General features: G+C 59.6%; 10 protein-coding genes, 13 tRNA genes and 2 rRNA genes (1 of these 25 cut by a window edge). All 25 read right to left on the bottom strand.

Annotated features, from left to right (window positions below; genetic code table 11):
- Positions 1-274 precede the first annotated feature (274 nt).
- Positions 275-2110 carry a glutamine--fructose-6-phosphate transaminase (isomerizing) gene (gene glmS / locus HGI30_RS03385; protein WP_168906366.1) on the bottom strand — a complete coding sequence of 612 codons (1836 nt, stop codon included), beginning with the start codon at positions 2108-2110 and terminating at the stop codon, positions 275-277.
- A gap of 132 nt (positions 2111-2242) precedes the next feature.
- Positions 2243-2473: a hypothetical protein gene (locus HGI30_RS03380; RefSeq protein WP_168906365.1), complete on the bottom strand. Its 231-nt coding sequence runs from the start codon at positions 2471-2473 to the stop codon at positions 2243-2245.
- Between the two features lie 271 nt (positions 2474-2744).
- Positions 2745-4085 carry a phosphoglucosamine mutase gene (gene glmM, locus HGI30_RS03375; RefSeq protein ID WP_168906364.1) on the bottom strand — a complete coding sequence of 447 codons (1341 nt, stop codon included), beginning with the start codon at positions 4083-4085 and terminating at the stop codon, positions 2745-2747.
- 190 nt (positions 4086-4275) lie between these two features.
- Positions 4276-5688, bottom strand: a complete 1413-nt coding sequence (locus HGI30_RS03370) for a CdaR family protein (RefSeq protein WP_168906363.1) — start codon at positions 5686-5688, stop codon at positions 4276-4278.
- Complete coding sequence (gene cdaA, locus HGI30_RS03365; RefSeq protein ID WP_168906362.1) at positions 5681-6523, bottom strand: diadenylate cyclase CdaA; 843 nt, start codon at positions 6521-6523, stop codon at positions 5681-5683. The genes HGI30_RS03370 and cdaA overlap by 8 nt, the downstream gene beginning before the upstream one ends.
- 159 nt (positions 6524-6682) lie before the next feature.
- On the bottom strand, positions 6683-7309 hold the full coding sequence (locus tag HGI30_RS03360; RefSeq protein ID WP_168906361.1) for a zf-HC2 domain-containing protein: 627 nt from the start codon (positions 7307-7309) through the stop codon (positions 6683-6685).
- Positions 7310-7450: 141 nt separating this feature from the next.
- Complete coding sequence (gene sigW / locus HGI30_RS03355; RefSeq protein WP_028600025.1) at positions 7451-8017, bottom strand: RNA polymerase sigma factor SigW; 567 nt, start codon at positions 8015-8017, stop codon at positions 7451-7453.
- A gap of 146 nt (positions 8018-8163) precedes the next feature.
- Positions 8164-10968 (bottom strand): phosphoenolpyruvate carboxylase, encoded by a 2805-nt coding sequence (gene ppc, locus HGI30_RS03350; RefSeq protein ID WP_168906360.1) that lies wholly within the window; start codon positions 10966-10968, stop codon positions 8164-8166.
- Positions 10969-11230: 262 nt separating this feature from the next.
- Positions 11231-11304, bottom strand: a tRNA-Gly gene (locus tag HGI30_RS03345).
- A gap of 29 nt (positions 11305-11333) precedes the next feature.
- Positions 11334-11410 (bottom strand) — tRNA-Pro (locus HGI30_RS03340).
- 9 nt (positions 11411-11419) lie between these two features.
- Positions 11420-11496 (bottom strand) — tRNA-Arg (locus HGI30_RS03335).
- Between the two features lie 3 nt (positions 11497-11499).
- Positions 11500-11574: transfer RNA gene (locus HGI30_RS03330), tRNA-Gly, on the bottom strand.
- 83 nt (positions 11575-11657) lie between these two features.
- Positions 11658-12464: a (2Fe-2S)-binding protein gene (locus HGI30_RS03325; protein ID WP_168906359.1), complete on the bottom strand. Its 807-nt coding sequence runs from the start codon at positions 12462-12464 to the stop codon at positions 11658-11660.
- Positions 12465-12502: 38 nt separating this feature from the next.
- Positions 12503-13363 carry an ABC transporter ATP-binding protein gene (locus HGI30_RS03320; RefSeq protein ID WP_168906358.1) on the bottom strand — a complete coding sequence of 287 codons (861 nt, stop codon included), beginning with the start codon at positions 13361-13363 and terminating at the stop codon, positions 12503-12505.
- Between the two features lie 208 nt (positions 13364-13571).
- Positions 13572-13652 (bottom strand) — tRNA-Leu (locus HGI30_RS03315).
- Positions 13653-13662: 10 nt separating this feature from the next.
- Positions 13663-13735 (bottom strand) — tRNA-Lys (locus HGI30_RS03310).
- A gap of 4 nt (positions 13736-13739) precedes the next feature.
- Positions 13740-13814: transfer RNA gene (locus HGI30_RS03305), tRNA-Gln, on the bottom strand.
- A 9-nt stretch (positions 13815-13823) separates the two neighbouring features.
- A tRNA-Val gene (locus HGI30_RS03300) sits at positions 13824-13899 on the bottom strand.
- Between the two features lie 48 nt (positions 13900-13947).
- Positions 13948-14022, bottom strand: a tRNA-Glu gene (locus tag HGI30_RS03295).
- A 7-nt stretch (positions 14023-14029) separates the two neighbouring features.
- Positions 14030-14105, bottom strand: a tRNA-Thr gene (locus HGI30_RS03290).
- Between the two features lie 3 nt (positions 14106-14108).
- Positions 14109-14184 (bottom strand) — tRNA-Asn (locus tag HGI30_RS03285).
- 86 nt (positions 14185-14270) lie between these two features.
- Positions 14271-17200 (bottom strand): 23S ribosomal RNA (locus HGI30_RS03280).
- A 104-nt stretch (positions 17201-17304) separates the two neighbouring features.
- Positions 17305-17380, bottom strand: a tRNA-Ala gene (locus HGI30_RS03275).
- 29 nt (positions 17381-17409) lie between these two features.
- A tRNA-Ile gene (locus HGI30_RS03270) sits at positions 17410-17486 on the bottom strand.
- Between the two features lie 66 nt (positions 17487-17552).
- A 5S ribosomal RNA gene (rrf, locus tag HGI30_RS03265) occupies positions 17553-17572 on the bottom strand; it runs 97 nt beyond the window's last position.

Here is a 17572-nt window from a genome sequence, read left to right as displayed (position 1 = left end):
TGCCCGTTAGCTCAACCCCTGCTTTCTGTCATAATTTCATTTTCCTGGTCCAATCCTTTATTCCACAGAACACTTGTCCCCTTGATCTCGCCTCCCGCTAAGGTCTGTCCTGCCGCATTGCTGTCATTTATTCCTGCACGATTATATATACCATGATTGCTCGCTAAGTTAGCGGTACAAAACAAGTAAAGCCCAACTCTCCTTGCGGCATGAGAAAAGCCGATCGATATCCGGAGTTCCGGAATCGATCGGCTTTATACGACTGTCTATTTTGCTACTCCACCGTCACGCTCTTCGCCAGGTTGCGCGGCTTGTCGACGTCGTTGCCGCGGGCCAGCGAAGCGTGGTAGCTGAGCAGCTGCAGCGGCACGACCGACAGCGCCGGCGTGAGCAGCGGCAGCGTACGCGGAATCGAGAACGTCTCGTCGACCGACTTGGCGACCTCGTCCTCGTACCCGGCGTTGGCGATGCCGAGCACATGCGCGCCGCGCGCCTTCACTTCCTTGATGTTGCTCAGCGTCTTCTCGTACAGATCCTCCTGCGTCACCAGCGCGATGACCGGGATGCCGTCCTCGATCAGAGCGAGCGTGCCGTGCTTGAGCTCGCCCGCCGCATAAGCCTCGGAGTGGATGTAGCTGATCTCCTTGAGCTTGAGCGAGCCTTCCTGAGCGACGGCGAAGTCGAGTCCGCGGCCGATGAAGAACAGGTTGTCATGCTTCGACACGGCTTCCGCCACGCCCTTGTACAGCTCCGCCTGCTCCAGGATGCTCTCGACCTGGTCCGGCAGGCGGTGCATCGCTTCGACAATCTCGGCGACCTGCGCCTGCTCGATCGTGCCGCGCTCCTGAGCCAGATACAGTCCGAGCAGATAGAACGCGATCAGCTGCGAGGAGTAGGCCTTCGTCGAAGCGACGGCGATCTCCGGACCCGCCCATGTCGTGATGACATCATCCGCATCGCGGGCGACGGAGCTGCCGACGACGTTGGTGATCGCCAGCACGCGCGCGCCATTGCGCTTCGCTTCGCGCAGCGCGGCGAGCGTGTCGGCCGTCTCGCCCGACTGGCTGACGACGATGACGAGCGTATCCGGCGTGATGATCGGCGAGCGGTAGCGGTATTCCGAAGCGACATCCGTCTCGACCGGGATGCGCGCCAGGCTCTCGATGACCGTCTTGCCCACGAGTCCCGCATGGAACGCCGTGCCGCAAGCGACGATATGCACGCGGCTGATGCCGCGGATCTGCTCGGTCGTCATGCCGATTTCCTTGCTCAGCGTGACGGACTTGCCGTCCGCGCCGATGCGGCCCATCATCGTGTCGCGGTAGGCCTTCGGCTGCTCATGGATCTCCTTGAGCATGAAGTGGTCGAAGCCGGCCTTCTCCGCCGTGACGAGATCCCAGTCGACATGGAATATTTCCTTGGAAATAATGTCGCCCTCCGTCGTCATCAGTTCGACACCGGCGCGCGTCAGAACCGCCATTTCGCCATCGTTCAGGATGTAGACGTTGCGCGTGTACTCCAGGATCGCCGGAATGTCCGAGCCGATGAAGTTCTCGTTCTCGCCGATGCCGATGACGAGCGGGCTGGCGAAGCGCACCGCGACGAGCTTGCTCGGCTCATACTCCGTCAGCACGCCGAGCGCGTACGCGCCTCTCATGCGCTTGACGGCGCGCTGCACGGCGCTGACGATGTCGCCTTCATACTCGTCGGCGATCAGATGCGAGATGACCTCGGTGTCGGTTTCCGACACGAACGTATGGCCTTTGGCCCCCAGCTCCTCCTTGAGGTCGAGGTAGTTTTCGACAATGCCGTTGTGCACGACCGAGAACTTGGAGCTGTTGTCCGTATGCGGGTGGGAGTTGACGTCCGACGGCTTGCCGTGGGTCGCCCAGCGCGTATGGCCGATGCCGACGGAGCCTTGGATCGGCTCGCTTTTCAGCTTATCCTCCAGATTCGCCAGACGTCCCTTGGACTTGCGGATTTCCAGACCGTTGTCCGTGAACACCGCGATGCCCGCCGAGTCGTACCCCCGGTACTCCAGCTTTTTGAGTCCTTCGATGAGCACTTGCTTGGAGTCCCGATTGCCGATATAGCCCACGATTCCACACATATGAAAAGAAACCTCCGTATGCGGCCGCAAGCCGCTCCGGTAAGGATGCCGTGAATCCAGGCTGATGGCAGTATTCAATTGAACCTCCGGCCAGCGGCCGAGGCATCCGTTCCGTTCGAGCGGCTTGCCCGCTCATTTGTCATTTTTATAAGCAGTAGTATCATCGCAACGGACCGCGACTATCCCTTTCCAGGGAATCTCGTCCGCGTCCGTATGAAAGTCCGTCTCAAAGGCATGTTCGCCATCCGTTTGTAGAACCGGTTGCCCGCGTCCTTTTGCCGGAATGGCTGTCGATGTCATGCTCCACCGGAAGGTCCCCGCCGAAATTTCGAACACCTTCACCTCGTCAGCTTGACGGATCATCGCTGCCGGCATTCTTCGCAACGGGCGAAGAGGCCGGGGGATGGTTCAGCTTGATCGTTGCAAGCTCTGGCGCTTGTGATGCTGGATGGGCCTACCTCGATCCTCGCTTTCCTGCTGGAATGAAAAAATGAAAAACCAATACGCTCTATCATATTCGATGCGGGCTTGGCTGGCAACCCGTCATGGCTGGAATTCCATCCATGTCCCGCCGCTAGGGGACATTAACCCGGGACGGACCCGGGTTAAACGACCCTTTGGAACCGAGAGGCGATCAGCCGAGCTCGGCCTTGACGACATGCACGATCTCGTCGACATAAGCCGCGACCTGATCCTTGTCCGGCCCCTCGGCCATGACGCGGATGAGCGACTCGGTGCCGGACGGACGGACGAGCACGCGGCCGTTGTCGCCGAGCTCCTGCTCCACCTTGCGCACCGCCGCCACGATCGCTTCGTTGTCGTTGTAGAGCGACTTGTCGGCGACGCGCACGTTGATGAGCACTTGCGGATACTTGCGCATGAGGCTCTTGAGCTCGCTGAGCTTGCGTCCGGACTGGACGAGCGTATCCGTCAGCTGCAACGCCGTCAGGATGCCGTCCCCCGTCGTGTTGTGGTCGAGGAAGATGACATGTCCGGACTGCTCGCCGCCGAGGTTGTAGCCGCCCTTTCGCATCTCTTCCATCACATAGCGGTCGCCGACCGCGGTGCGGGCCGTCTGCAGGCCGAGGCTTTGCGCTGCCTTGAAAAAGCCGATGTTGCTCATGACAGTCGTGACGACCGTATCGCCCTTGAGCGTGCCGGCGCGCTTCATGGCGTCGCCGCAGATGCAGAGGATGAAGTCGCCGTCGACCTCTTCGCCGCGCTCGTCGATCGCGATCAGGCGGTCGGCGTCTCCGTCGAAGCTGAGGCCCAGATCGGCGCCATGGCGGAGCACTTCGTCGCGCAGATGCTCCGGATGCGTCGAGCCGACGCCGTCATTGATGTTGCGGCCGTTCGGCTCCGCGCCGACGGTGATGATCTCTGCTCCAAGCTCGCGGAACACTTGCGGAGCCAGCTCATACGCCGATCCGTTCGCGCAGTCGAGCACGATCTTGAGCCCGTCGAAGCGGGTGCGGACCGTCGTCCGGAGGAAGTCGAGGTATTCGCGCTTGCCGCTCTCATGCTGCTCGACCGTGCCGATGTCGCCGCCGACCGGGCGCGGCAGCTCGTCGCTCTCCGCATCCATGAGGCGCTCGATCTCAAGCTCCGTCTCGTCGGACAGCTTGAAGCCGTCGCCGCCGAAAAACTTGATGCCGTTGTCGGCGACCGGATTATGCGACGCGGATATCATCACGCCTGCGTCCGCCTTCAGCTGGCGGGTCAGGTAAGCGACGGCCGGCGTCGAGACGACGCCGAGACGGACGACGCTCGCACCGATCGACAGCAGGCCGGCGATCAACGCCGACTCCAGCATCGGTCCGGAGATTCGGGTGTCCAGTCCGATGACGACCGTCGGCTTGTGCGCCCCTGCCGTCAGCACGTAGCCGCCGCAGCGGCCGATCTTGTATGCAAGCTCCGGCGTAAGCTCGAGGTTCGCGACCCCGCGGACTCCGTCGGTTCCAAAGTATTTTCCCATGAATTCATGCTGCCCCTTTTCGGTTTGAGGTGGATAATGAATCAGATGAATGGTATTGATGATAAAGAGTTCATGCCGTTAACGCTATGGCGGGTTCATCCAGCCGTGGTCACGCGCCTATCCGGTATCATACGCACGGGCGGAGACGATGGGTTCCACAAAAAAAGAACGGAGGGAGACACGGCCGCTTTTATCGCCGTTCCTCTCCGCTGTCGGCGGCAGCGCCGCCGTCCCCGGCAGCAGCGTCGTTGTCGCTGCCGCCGGAGCCCGGAGCCGGACCGGAGCCTCCGCTCGAATCGGTTTCGCTCGGCCCGCGGTCCGGAGAAGGCGTCGGCGACGGGGTCGCGCTGCCGCCTTCCGGCCTGCCCATCGCGGGCTCGCTGGCCGCCAGGCGCACGGTGACGGTCGGAGCCTCGCCGACCGCCGACACATAGTTCGGCAGCGTCAGCTGCAGCCGCACCTCATGCGTGCCTTCCTTGAGATCCTGCAGATCGGCGACGGCGCGGATGTCGCCGGCCGTAAGGCCGGACAGCTCGTCCGGCGTGCCGCGCACGCTGATGCTGACCGCGCTTCCTGCCGGAGCCTCCAGCGCCGCGTCGAGGCCGTCGCCGGCGTTCTCCAGCCGCACCGGCACTTGCAGCGTCTTCACGTCGGAGGAGGCCAGCGTCACGCGCACCTTGACCTTGCTCGGCTCGACCGCCTTCATGCCTTCGGGAGGAAGCAGCTCCAGCTCCACGTCGCCGGTGGCCCGGATTTGGGACAGATCGACATCGGCGGCGAGCAGGTTGACGCCATCCAGCATGGAGCGCTCGCCGTACACCGTCACCTCGCTTACGTCGGTATCGATGGCCTCCAGCGACAACCCGGACGGCAGGCTGCCTTTCGTACCTACTTGGAGCGGAACCGCTTTGCCCGGCATCGTCACCGGAACCTCGACATCAAGCGTCGCCGGCTCGATGACGGCACCCTGGATTTCGTTGCCCGACTTGTCAAAGACGATCATGTGGGCTTTTTTGTCTCGCACCGTCTCGGTCTCGCCATCGACGTTGACGAAAACCTTGACCGAGCCGACACGGGCAAGGTCTTGCGCCGGCAGCGTCACTTGCACCGCGCCGCCCGGCCGGATGACCGGCGCTCCGAGCTCATAGCCTTCGGCTGGCGTGCCCTGGGTGACGACGCCCGCCTCGAACGAGCCGCTGTCCAGCCGGTCGATGATGACCTCGACCGTAGACGGCGACACGTTGAGCAGCTCGATACCCCGGGGCAGCTTGCCCACCGTGAGCGGAATCGTATAGCTGCCTGGCCCTTTGCCGGCCAGATTGACGCTGATCGAATAATCGTCGTCCTCGGCGAACGCCAGCGCCGAGCGGCTGCCGCGCACCATCAGCTTGCCGACGCTCGGCTCCAGCATTTTGAGCGCATAGGCGCTCTCGTCCAGTCCTTCGGTCTGGATGCGCAGCATGTCGACGCTCTTGGTCTCCGTCGTCGACGTGACCGTATTGGGCGTCGACGACGGGTCGAAGTGCACGACTGCCCACAGCAGGATGCCGATGACGATGGACAGGATCTTGAGGGCAGTCGGATGGCTCAGCCATTTATCCATTGGCTTCCCCTTCTTTCTTTTTGCGGAACGGGAACTTGGACTTCGTCTTGGACGCCTGTCCGTTCTGCTGGGTAAGCTCCTCGAACAGCTTGGAGATGAGCGATTCTTCCTTGATGTCGCGCACGATCATGCCGCCGACGGCAAGCGTCACCTGTCCGGTCTCCTCCGAGACGACGACCGACACCGCGTCAGTCACCTCGCTCACGCCGATCGCAGCGCGATGCCTCGTGCCAAGCTCCTTGCTGATGAACGGATTCTCCGACAAGGGGAGATAACAGGCCGCCGCCATGATCTGGGAGCCGCGTATGATGACCGCCCCATCGTGGAGAGGCGTGTTGGGCGTGAACATATTGATGAGCAGCTCCGAGCTGATCCGCGACTCCATTTTGATGCCCGACTCGATCAGCTCGTTCAGGCCGGTATGCCGCTCGAAGACGATCAGCGCTCCGATGCGCCGTTTGGACATGTGTTGCACGGCCTTGATAAGCTCCATGATGCGCTCGTTCACCTGATCGCGGTCGAGCGATGACGTGCGGGCGAACAGCTTGCCCCGGCCCAGCTGCTCCAGCGCGCGCCGCAGCTCCGGCTGAAAGATGATGATGATCGTCACGACGCCGAAGGTGAACATCTGGTTCATGAGCCACTTGAGCGTATACAGGTCAAACCACGTGCTGATGGCCCAGGTGCAGACCAGCAGCAGGATGCCTTTGATCAGCTGCACGGCGCGCGTTCCGCGCACGAGCAGAATCAATTTATAGATGATATAGCTGACGATCCCGATATCGATGATATTCCGGATCCAGTTCTGCCACGTCATTTCCGTGAAAAAGCTCATATCCGCTACCCCCGCCCGCTGCCCGCGGCCCCTTCTCTATGTATGGCCGAAGGCCTGGATTGCTTCGTTCTGTCGCAACTTTATTCTTTTCTAGGTATCATAACATAAATCCTTTTTCGGCCAAAAAAAAGCCCCCTGCGCGCAGGGGGCGTCACCCGATCACGGCGTGTTGCCGAACGATTGGGTCACTTTGTACCAGAAGCGGTCCAGCAGCTGGTCGATCATGCGGGATTGGCCGGCGATATGCGCCGTGGACGCCGTGAGGAGCGATCCGTCGATGACGGTGACGCTGCCTTCTACGTCCCCGCGCACATCGGCGGTTCCATTCTCTACGGTCAGGTTGCCGAGGATCTTGACGCCCTCCGGCACGATGACCGTATGGCCGTCGATGACGACCTGCTTGAGGTCGTCGCCGCGCACGATCAGCTCCGAGCCGTTGTTCACCGTCGGGCTCAGGCTAGCGAGCATGACGACCACGAATACGGCCGCTGCCGTGACGGCAGGATGTCTGCGAATCCATCCCGTCCAATCTCTATGACGAGCGGGTGGAGGAATTTGTTTTAGAATCTTGTCGGTGAGCGCTGCGGAAGCGGCCGGCGTCATCGCCTGTCCCTTTGGCTCAGCCATCACCGAGGAGAGGAGCGCTTCGGTCTTCTCCAGCTGTTCGAACCGCGCTCGGCATCCCGGACAGGAGAGCAGATGCTGCTTGAGGGTAAGGGAGTCCTCGCGAGGCAGCTCGCCGTCGATATAGTCGTGCATCCAAACGATAGCGACATTGCAATTCATGGCAGCCAGTCCTTTCTTCAGGGTACAGAGGCAGGCCCTGCCCGTCGTCTTTTGCCGGCGCGCGGACGCACCGGTGCCAAGTCTACCTATAAGGTACGTATCATGACGGAAGGTGTTTCAATTTTTATGGCCGGGATGAGCCTATAATTTATGCTCGAGCTTCTTGCGCAGGAACTCCCGTCCGCGATGGACCCGAGTCTTGATCGTCGTCACCGGCATGTCGAGCACGTCGCCGATCTCCTGCAGCGAAAGATCCTCCAAGTAGCGGAGAACCATCACGCTTTTATACTTGGGCGGCAGCGTGTCGATCGCCGAGCGAATGATCCGCTGCGTCTCGGAGAGCAGCACCTCGTCCTCCGGCGAGGCATCCTCGCTCGCAAACATCGAATAGCCGTCCAAGCCGTCATGCTCGGGCAGCTCGGCATCCAGCGAGAAGCCGGGCTTGCGGCGGCGAAGACGGTCGATGGCTAGATTGGTTGTGATGCGGTAGATCCAGGTCGAGAACTTCATGGACTCGTCGTAGCGCTCCATGTTGCGGAAGACGCGCAAAAACGTCTCCTGCACGGTGTCCTCCGCCTCCTGGCGGTTGTACAGCATCCGGTATGCAAGATGGTAAAGCTTGTCCTGATACATGCCGACGAGCTCCGCGAACGCTCTCTGATCTCCCTTGAGAGAGAGGCGGACCAAGTTGGCTTCGATGGATTTCACGGCCTACATTCCTCCAGACTAACCGGACTGTCTAGCCCATGGTAATTCACGCGCATGGAAAAAGCAAGAACGTTCCATGACAGGAAAAAGCCGTGCGCAGCCGGTGCGCACGGCGTGGGATGGCAACGAAGAGTTCTTCCTGCGGCTCAGCCGGTATTGCGAAGGCCGGCGGCGATGCCGTTGATCGTGAGCAGCACTTCGCGCAGCAGCTCCGTGTCGTCCTCTTCGTCCTCGCGCTTCTGGCGAAGCTCGGCAAGCAGCTCCACTTGCAGGTAGCTGAGCGGATCGACGTACGGATTGCGGAGGCGGATCGATTCCTGAATGACCGGCACGTTGTCGAGAATTTCCTTCTGGCCGGTGATGTCGAGGATCATCCGCAGCGTCAGCGAGTACTCCTGCTCGACCAGCTGGAAGATGCGGTCGCGCACGCCGGCGTTCTTGATCATGCCGGCGTACTGGCGGGCGATGAGCAGATCGGCTTTGGCCATCGCCATCTGCAGGTTGTCGACGAGCTGACGGAAGAACGGGAAGCCCTTGTACATGTCGCGCAGCGTCTGCAGGCGGCTCTCGTCGCCCTGGACGTACTGGCGGAACGCCGTGCCCGAAGCGTACCAAGCAGGCAGCAGGTAGCGGCTCTGCGTCCAGGCGAATACCCATGGGATCGCGCGCAGGTCCTCGAAGCGGTCGCTGTTCTTGCGCTTCGACGGACGGGAGCCGATGTTGAGCTCTCCGACCTCGGAAAGAGGCGTCGACTCCTTGAAGAACTCCATGAAGTCCGGATCGCGGAAGATCAGATCCTGGTACTTCTCCTGAGCCGTTTCGGAAATGCCTTTGGCGATCTCGACCCACTCCGGCAGGCTCTCCGGCATCTGCTCCGGATGGCTCGCCAGGCGCGCTGCCGTCAGCAGCGCCCAGGTCGCCTGCTCGAGGCTGCGATAGGCGATGCCCTGCATCGAATAGCGGGAGGAGAGCACCTCTCCCTGCTCCGTGATCTTGATGCCGCCGCCGACCGTGTGCGGCGGCTGGGCGAGGATGCTGCGGCCGAGCGGCATGCCGCCCCGGCCGAGCGCGCCGCCGCGACCGTGGAAGAACTTGAGCTTCACGCCGTGCCGGGAGCCGGCCTCCGTAATGTCGATGAGCGCGCAGCGCAGCTCCCAGTTGGCCGTGACGACGCCGCCGTCCTTGTTGCTGTCGGAGTAGCCGAGCATGATCTCGTGCAGGTTGCCGCGAGCCTCGACCCCTTTGCGGTAGAGCGGGAGCTCGAACAGCCTCTGCATGATGCCCGGAGCGGCATGCAGGTCGTCGATCGTCTCAAACAGCGGCACCGACTGCAGCGTGCAGCGGACCGTGCCGTCCGCCTCTTGGCGGAACAGGCCGACTTCTTTGGCGAATACCATGACCTCGAGCATGTCGCTGGCACCCTGCGTCATGCTGATCAGATAGCTGGAAATGCAAGACTCGCCGAATTCCTGCTGCGCCCGGTAGATCGTCTGGTAGACGTCCAGGCATTCCCGAGTGGACTCGGTGTAATCCAGGTGGGACGAGGTCAGCGGACGCGGATCGTTCAGCAGCCGGTCCAGCAGCTCGATCTTCTCCTCCTCGGAGAGGGAAGCGTAATCGGCCGCAATGTTCATCTTGGCCAAAATCTCAGCCATCGCCGACTCATGCTCCTTGGAGTGCTGGCGGACGTCGAGTGCCGCCATATGGAAGCCGAACAGCTCGACTTGGCGAATCAGCTTGCGCACATGCGAGTCGGCTGTGTAGTCGGCGTAGTGCGAGCGCAGCGAGCGGTCGATGAGCAGCAGGTCCTGCTTGAACTCCTCGGGGCTGTTGTAGCGCTTCGAGGTGCCCTTGAGGGAATCGTCGCCGGTGTTCACCAGCTTCTCCAGCATGTAGCAGAGCTTCACCTTGTAAGGTTCCTTGCTGTTGCGCCACTTGTCGATACCTCGCAGCTCGACCTCCTGCTCGTCGTCCTCGATCGAGCCGAGCAGCTCGGCCGGCACGTCGACGATGGTGGTGCTGAAGCTCAGGATGTCCATCCATTCCTTCAGGATCGACTGGTACTTGCTCAGCGCAAGCTGCTTGTGCAGCGTCAGCGTCTCCCAGGTGACCTTGGCCTTGACCGACGGATTGCCGTCGCGGTCTCCGCCGATCCACGAGCCGAACTTGAGATAAGTCGGAACATGCCACTGCTCCTGCGGGTAATACTTGTGCAGGCAGCGCTCCAGCTCCTCATAGACATTGGGAAGCACTTCGAACAGCGTCTCGTCGAAGTAGTACAGGCCGTTGCGAACCTCGTCGATGACAGTCGGCTTGCGGTCGCGCAGCTCGTCGGTCTGCCAAAGGATCTGCACGTCGTTGAGCAGTCCGGCGCGCAGCTTCTCCCGCTCGCGATGCGTAAGCGTCGGATTGTCGAGCTCCATCAGCCCGAGCGCGATGCGCTTGTGGATGTCCTGCACGACACGGCGGGTCGCTTCCGTCGGGTGGGCAGTCATGACGAGCTCCAAGGAAATGCCGTCCAGCATCGACTTGACGCCGTCGACCGGAATGCCGCGCTCATGCAGCACCTGGACGGCCGCCTCGATCGAGCCCGGCTGCACGCTCTCGCCCGCGGAACGCTCGTAATCGCGCTTGCGGCGGATGCGATGGTTCTGCTCGGCGATATTGACCAGCTGGAAGTAGACCGCGAACGCGCGGATGACCTGATGTCGAATCTCCGGATCAAGCGTCGTAATCGTCTTCTTGAACTCCTCGTACAGCTCGTGGACAAACTCGGCGCGCAGCGCCTTGCTCATCTCGCGGATCCTCTCGACCACTTCCAGCAGCTCGTCGCCGCCTTGGTGGACGAGCACTTCGCCCAGTAGATTGCCCATGAATCTTACGTCTCGGCGCAGCAAGTTGTTCGATTGCGGGCGAGCCGTCGCTTGGGCCGTTGCAGCCTGTTCCGACATGATGTTCCTCCTCCAGGTTCGCTCCTACGGCAGCGGAATGAACCAAATCATAAAGCTAGCCAGCCTGGCGCTGAATCCCCGAACGCCGCTCCTGGCGCGTCTTTCCCGGTTGCAGGTGACTTCAAATCGCTTTTTCCATCATACTACAAAAGCTATAGGGATAGAAGACGGTGGAAGGCAGGTTTTTTTGCCCAAGCACTGTGTTAAAGCGTTAACGATGCAAAAAAACCTTGCCGATAGGCAAGGTTTGAGAATTCTCTATTGGAGCGGGTGATGGGAATCGAACCCACGCTATCAGCTTGGAAGGCTGAAGTTCTACCATTGAACTACACCCGCAAACAAAATCGACAGGCAAGTTGAAGCAATGGTCGGGATGACACGATTTGAACATGCGACCCCCTGGTCCCAAACCAGGTGCTCTACCAAGCTGAGCTACATCCCGTTGTATAAATGGCGTGCCCGGAGAGATTCGAACTCCCGACCTTTTGATTCGTAGTCAAATGCTCTATCCAGCTGAGCTACGGGCACGTATGGAGCGGAAGACGGGAATCGAACCCGCGACCCTCGCCTTGGCAAGGCGATGCTCTACCGCTGAGCCACTTCCGCTTGTCGAAGAACAATTTGTTCAGCGCGACAAGTAATAATATATCAGGCCCATCGACGGAATGCAAGTCCTTTTTCAAAAAAGTTTAGGAGCGGGCAGCGCACAGCTCCTCATACATCGAACTCCTCTCCTCCGGCTTGAGTCGAGGGCAGTTGTAGCAGTACTTGGCGTATTCGGTCTTGAAAGCCAGGCAGCATCCTCCCCGCAGCGGCAGCTTCGTGCCAGGCTCATACGGACTGTCGACATAGATCAGCCGGATCGCGAGCGGATTGCGACGCTCTCCGACCGCCTCGCCCGGCATCCCCTCGACGGCATACGCGAAGTCTTGCTCCAGCGCCTGCAGCAGCTCCGGCTGTTCCACCGCAGCCTGCAGCAGGAACGACTTGGTGTGGTGCAGCCCGCTCGCGGCCAGCCTCCACAGCTCATGGGTCCTGACACCTGCGCGACCGGCGAGCTGACGGAATACAGGCGCGACAAGCAGGCCGTAGAAGCGTTCGATCCGCTCGCAACGCTGATCGGCGGCAAGGAGCCGCGGCGCCTCCTGCAGCTCCAGAGAATCGGTCCGGAACCCGATGGACGCATACGAGGCCCCCTCTGCTTGGTAGAGCACCATCTCCCACCGGGAAGGGTCCAGCGGAAAGCTTCCTGAGCCGCTGGCAAGGAGATAATGGAACGCGCCGGCAAGCGAGCGCAGCCAGGAAGGAAAATAGGTCGCTGCGGGTTCGATGCAGCGCGACGGAATCAGCTCGGCATAGCTGCGGAGGAACGCATCGGCCGTCTCCGGATCGTTCGAGAGCCGCTCCAGCGTCGCGGATACCCGCACCCCTTCCGGAGCCGTCTCCAGCAAGCCCAGCTTGCCGTATAGCGTTTCTTTCGTCCCTTGGCGATCCATCGGCCGCAGCCCCCTCTAAATGAAAAATACCGGCGGGGTCAAACCCCGGCCGGCTGCAGCACGCGCTGCCTCTCGTCCTGGCGTTCGGCCGCCGGACGCTCTACCTTCCGTTCTCCCAGCGCAAGCGCGTAGGGAAGGCACAGCGGCACCCCCGTGCGCGGATCGCTCACGATATCGGCCTCGATGCCGAATACATCCCGCATCACCTTCGGCGTCACGACCTCTTCGGGAGAGCCTTCGGCCAGCACCGTCCCGGATTGGATCGCGATCATATGATGAGCGAATCGGGAGGCATGGTTGAGGTCATGCACGACCATGACGATCGTACGGTTCTCCTTGCCGTTCAGCTGCTGAAGCAGCTGCAGCACGTCGAGCTGATGCGCCATGTCGAGGAACGTGGTCGGCTCGTCGAGAAACAGGATGTCCGTCTCCTGCGCGAGCGCCATCGCGATCCAGCCGCGCTGCCGCTGCCCGCCGGACAGCTGGTCGACCGGACGATCGGCGAATTCCGTCATTCCTGTCGCATTCAGTGCCCAGGCGACGATTTCGCGGTCTTCCTTGCGCATCGAGCTGAACCCTTTTTGATACGGGAAACGGCCGTAGGAGACAAGCTCCTGAACGGTCAGGCCATCCGGCGCAGTCGGGTTCTGCGGCAGGATCGCCAGCTCCTTGGCGACCTCCCGCGTCGATTGCTTGTGGATCGATTTGCCGTCCAGCAGCACCTGGCCGTTCTGCGGCGACATCAGGCGCGCCATTGTCTTGAGGATGGTCGATTTGCCGGAGCCGTTCGAGCCTACGAGCGCCGTAATCTTGCCTTGCGGAATGCGGAGATTGAGATCCCGCACGATCTGCCTCTTCTCATAGGCTATGTCCAGCTGGCTGGTCTCCAATCGAACCATGCTGCATGCTCCTCTCTGCTGCCGGAGCCGCGCTCCGAATTCCTGATAACGATTATCATTATAGTCACCATGATAATTGTTCTCACTGTTCTTGTCAAAAGAAACCTTCTCAACCGCGCTCATTCCCTTGGTCGGAAGGCTCTAGGGGCGGGATAATAAAAAATAGCCATCGGATCATCATGATCCGATGGCTATTCCTTAACGAATATGCGCGTAGAGGGACTTGAACCCCCACGCCGGAGGCGCCAGAACCTAAATCTGGTGCGTCTGCCAATTCCGCCATACGCGCGAGTAAAAAATGAGCCATGAAGGACTCGAACCTTCGACACCCTGATTAAAAGTCAGGTGCTCTACCAACTGAGCTAATGGCTCTTAATGGCTGGGGATTCAGGGATCGAACCTGAGAATGACGGAGTCAAAGTCCGTTGCCTTACCGCTTGGCTAATCCCCAATAAGATGATGGTGGAAGCTGAGGGGATCGAACCCCCGACCCTCTGCTTGTAAGGCAGATGCTCTCCCAGCTGAGCTAAGCTTCCCCAGTAGAATGGCCTGGAGCGTCCATTCTTATGTAGAAATAAAAAAAATGGTGACCCGTAGGGGATTCGAACCCCTGTTACCTCCGTGAAAGGGAGGTGTCTTAACCCCTTGACCAACGGGCCACGCAAATGGAGCTCTCAACCGGGATCGAACCGGTGACCTCATCCTTACCATGGATGCACTCTACCTACTGAGCTATGAGAGCAAATGGCTCCCCGAACAGGACTCGAACCTGTGACAACTCGATTAACAGTCGAGTGCTCTACCAACTGAGCTATCAGGGAATATAAAGCGATGGGTTGCTTCAGGACTTGCGCCCTGAAAACTGGATCGAACGAAATGCCGTGCTGACCGGCTGTGTCTTGCTGAATAGGATAAGCCCTCGACCGATTAGTACTCGTCAGCTGCACACGTTGCCGCGCTTCCACCTCGAGCCTATCAACCTGGTCGTCTACCAGGGGTCTTACATACTGGGAAATCTCATCTTGAGGGGGGCTTCGCGCTTAGATGCTTTCAGCGCTTATCCCGTCCGTACGTAGCTACCCAGCGGTGCTCCTGGCGGAACAACTGGTACACCAGCGGTACGTCCATCCCGGTCCTCTCGTACTAAGGACAGCTCCTCTCAAATTTCCTGCGCCCACGACAGATAGGGACCGAACTGTCTCACGACGTTCTGAACCCAGCTCGCGTACCGCTTTAATGGGCGAACAGCCCAACCCTTGGGACCTACTTCAGCCCCAGGATGCGATGAGCCGACATCGAGGTGCCAAACCTCCCCGTCGATGTGGACTCTTGGGGGAGATAAGCCTGTTATCCCCAGGGTAGCTTTTATCCGTTGAGCGATGGCCCTTCCATTCGGTACCACCGGATCACTAAGCCCGACTTTCGTCCCTGCTCGACTTGTAGGTCTCGCAGTCAAGCTCCCTTATGCCTTTGCACGCTGCGAATGATTTCCAACCATTCTGAGGGAACCTTTGGGCGCCTCCGTTACATTTTAGGAGGCGACCGCCCCAGTCAAACTGCCCGCCTGACACGGTCCCTGCACCGGTTTCACGGTGCCAGGTTAGAACTCCGATACGATCAGGGTGGTATCCCAACGGCGCCTCCTCCGAAGCTGGCGCTCCGGATTCCTAGGCTCCCACCTATCCTGTACAGATCGTACCAAAGTCCAATATCAAGCTGCAGTAAAGCTCCATGGGGTCTTTCCGTCTTGTCGCGGGTAACCTGCATCTTCACAGGTAGTAAAATTTCACCGGATCTCTCGTTGAGACAGCGCCCAAGTCGTTACGCCATTCGTGCGGGTCAGAATTTACCTGACAAGGAATTTCGCTACCTTAGGACCGTTATAGTTACGGCCGCCGTTTACTGGGGCTTCGGTTCACAGCTTCGGGTTGCCCCTAACCGCTCCCCTTAACCTTCCAGCACCGGGCAGGCGTCAGCCCGTATACTTCGCCTTACGGCTTCGCACAGACCTGTGTTTTTGCTAAACAGTCGCTTGGGCCTTTTCACTGCGGCCCCCTCGGGCTATTCACCCTACCGAGGCACCCCTTCTCCCGAAGTTACGGGGTCATGTTGCCGAGTTCCTTAACGAGAGTTACTCCGCGCGCCTTAGCATGCTCTGCTCGCCTACCTGTGTCGGTTTGCGGTACGGGCACCTTCGCCTGGCTAGAGGCTTTTCTTGGCAGCCGGAGATCATGACCTTCGGTACTGTACTTTTCCCTCCCCATCACAGCCCAGCCTTACGGTTTGCGGATTTGCCAACAAACCAGCCTCACTGCTTGGACGGACACATCCATCGGTCCGCGTCACTACCCTTCTGCGTCACCCCATTGCTCGTAACGGCTTACGGTGGTACAGGAATATCAACCTGTTGTCCTTCGACTACGCCTTTCGGCCTCGCCTTAGGTCCCGACTTACCCTGAGCGGACGAACCTTCCTCAGGAACCCTTAGGCTTACGGCGGATCAGATTCTCACTGATCTTTTCGTTACTCATACCGGCATTCTCACTTGTGTACTGTCCACCAGTCCTTGCGGTCTGACTTCAACCTATACACAACGCTCCCCTACCCAAGTACCCATTGGTACATGCCATAGCTTCGGTGGTGTGTTTAGCCCCGTTACATTTTCGGCGCAGAGTCACTCGACCAGTGAGCTATTACGCACTCTTTAAATGGTGGCTGCTTCTAAGCCAACATCCTGGTTGTCTGGGCAACTCCACATCCTTTCCCACTTAACACACACTGGGGGACCTTAGCTGATGATCTGGGCTGTTTCCCTCTTGACGATGGATCTTAGCACTCACCGTCTGACTCCCGGTTATACATGACTGGCATTCGGAGTTTGACTGGACTTGGTAACCCTTGGCGGGCCCCGCACCCAATCAGTGCTCTACCTCCAGCATGCTCGACACCGAGGCTAGCCCTAAAGCTATTTCGGGGAGAACCAGCTATTTCCGAGTTCGATTGGAATTTCTCCGCTACCCCCACCTCATCCCCGAATTTTTCAACATTCGTGGGTTCGGGCCTCCAGTGCGTGTTACCGCACCTTCACCCTGGACAGGGGTAGATCACCCGGTTTCGGGTCTACACCCACGTACTGAAGCGCCCTATTCAGACTCGCTTTCGCTGCGGCTCCGTCTTCCCGACTTAACCTTGCACGTGAACGTAACTCGCCGGTTCATTCTACAAAAGGCACGCCATCACCCCTAAAACGGGCTCTGACTTGTTGTAAGCGCACGGTTTCAGGTTCTATTTCACTCCGCTCCCGCGGTGCTTTTCACCTTTCCCTCACGGTACTGCTTCACTATCGGTCGCCAGAGAGTATTTAGCCTTGGCAGATGGTCCTGCCGGATTCCCACGAGGTTTCACGTGTCTCGCGGTACTCGGGATCCGTCTCGGAGGGAGCAGGTTTTGAGCTACAGGGCTTTTACCTGCTGTGGCGGGCCTTTCCAGACCTCTTCGCCTAACCTGTTCCTTTGTAACTCCGTGTGAGACGTCCCACAACCCCAGGGAGCAAGCCCCCTGGTTTGGGCTAATCCGCGTTCGCTCGCCGCTACTGACGGAATCACTGTTGTTTTCTCTTCCTCAGGGTACTTAGATGTTTCAGTTCCCCTGGTATGCCTCACATAGCGCTATGAATTCACGCTACAGTAACTGGGCATTACCCCAGCTGGGTTTCCCCATTCGGAAATCCCCGGATCAACGCTTGCTTACAGCTCCCCGAGGCCTATCGTGGTTCGCCACGTCCTTCATCGGCTTCTGGCGCCTAGGCATCCTCCGTGCGCTCTTAGTAGCTTAACCATCACCGATCCGAAGATCAGCGTCAGCCAAGATACAGCTATCGGATGTTTCAGCATATCATTTCGTTCGTATCCAGTTTTCAAGGAACAAGACAAAAAAGTTGTTGGTGGAGCCAAGGAGGATCGAACTCCTGACCTCCTGCTTGCAAGGCAGGCGCTCTCCCAGCTGAGCTATGGCCCCGTATAAGGTTCCGTCTCCGAAGAGACAAATGGTGGGCCTTAGTGGACTCGAACCACCGACCTCACCCTTATCAGGGGTGCGCTCTAACCAGCTGAGCTAAAGGCCCATATTCATTCTCCTATAAATTCTTCATTCCAATGCGGAACCGAAGAACTTGGCGCAAAAATGCACCGCTTGGCGACGTCCTACTCT

The sequence above is a fragment of the Paenibacillus albicereus genome, assembly GCF_012676905.1.
GTDB lineage: Bacteria > Bacillota > Bacilli > Paenibacillales > Paenibacillaceae > Paenibacillus_O > Paenibacillus_O albicereus.
This window is presented reverse-complemented; position numbering and strand designations above follow the sequence as displayed.

Coding starts and splice junctions, on each gene's coding strand:
- HGI30_RS03320 (WP_168906358.1), bottom strand. CDS start 13,363: ATGGTTCGATTGGAGACCAGCCAGCTGGACATAGCCTATGAGAAGAGG.
- HGI30_RS03370 (WP_168906363.1), bottom strand. CDS start 5,688: ATGGATAAATGGCTGAGCCATCCGACTGCCCTCAAGATCCTGTCCATC.
- cdaA (WP_168906362.1), bottom strand. CDS start 6,523: ATGAGCTTTTTCACGGAAATGACGTGGCAGAACTGGATCCGGAATATC.
- glmS (WP_168906366.1), bottom strand. CDS start 2,110: ATGTGTGGAATCGTGGGCTATATCGGCAATCGGGACTCCAAGCAAGTG.
- HGI30_RS03360 (WP_168906361.1), bottom strand. CDS start 7,309: ATGAATTGCAATGTCGCTATCGTTTGGATGCACGACTATATCGACGGC.
- HGI30_RS03325 (WP_168906359.1), bottom strand. CDS start 12,464: ATGGATCGCCAAGGGACGAAAGAAACGCTATACGGCAAGCTGGGCTTG.
- HGI30_RS03380 (WP_168906365.1), bottom strand. CDS start 2,473: ATGATCCGTCAAGCTGACGAGGTGAAGGTGTTCGAAATTTCGGCGGGG.
- glmM (WP_168906364.1), bottom strand. CDS start 4,085: ATGGGAAAATACTTTGGAACCGACGGAGTCCGCGGGGTCGCGAACCTC.
- ppc (WP_168906360.1), bottom strand. CDS start 10,968: ATGTCGGAACAGGCTGCAACGGCCCAAGCGACGGCTCGCCCGCAATCG.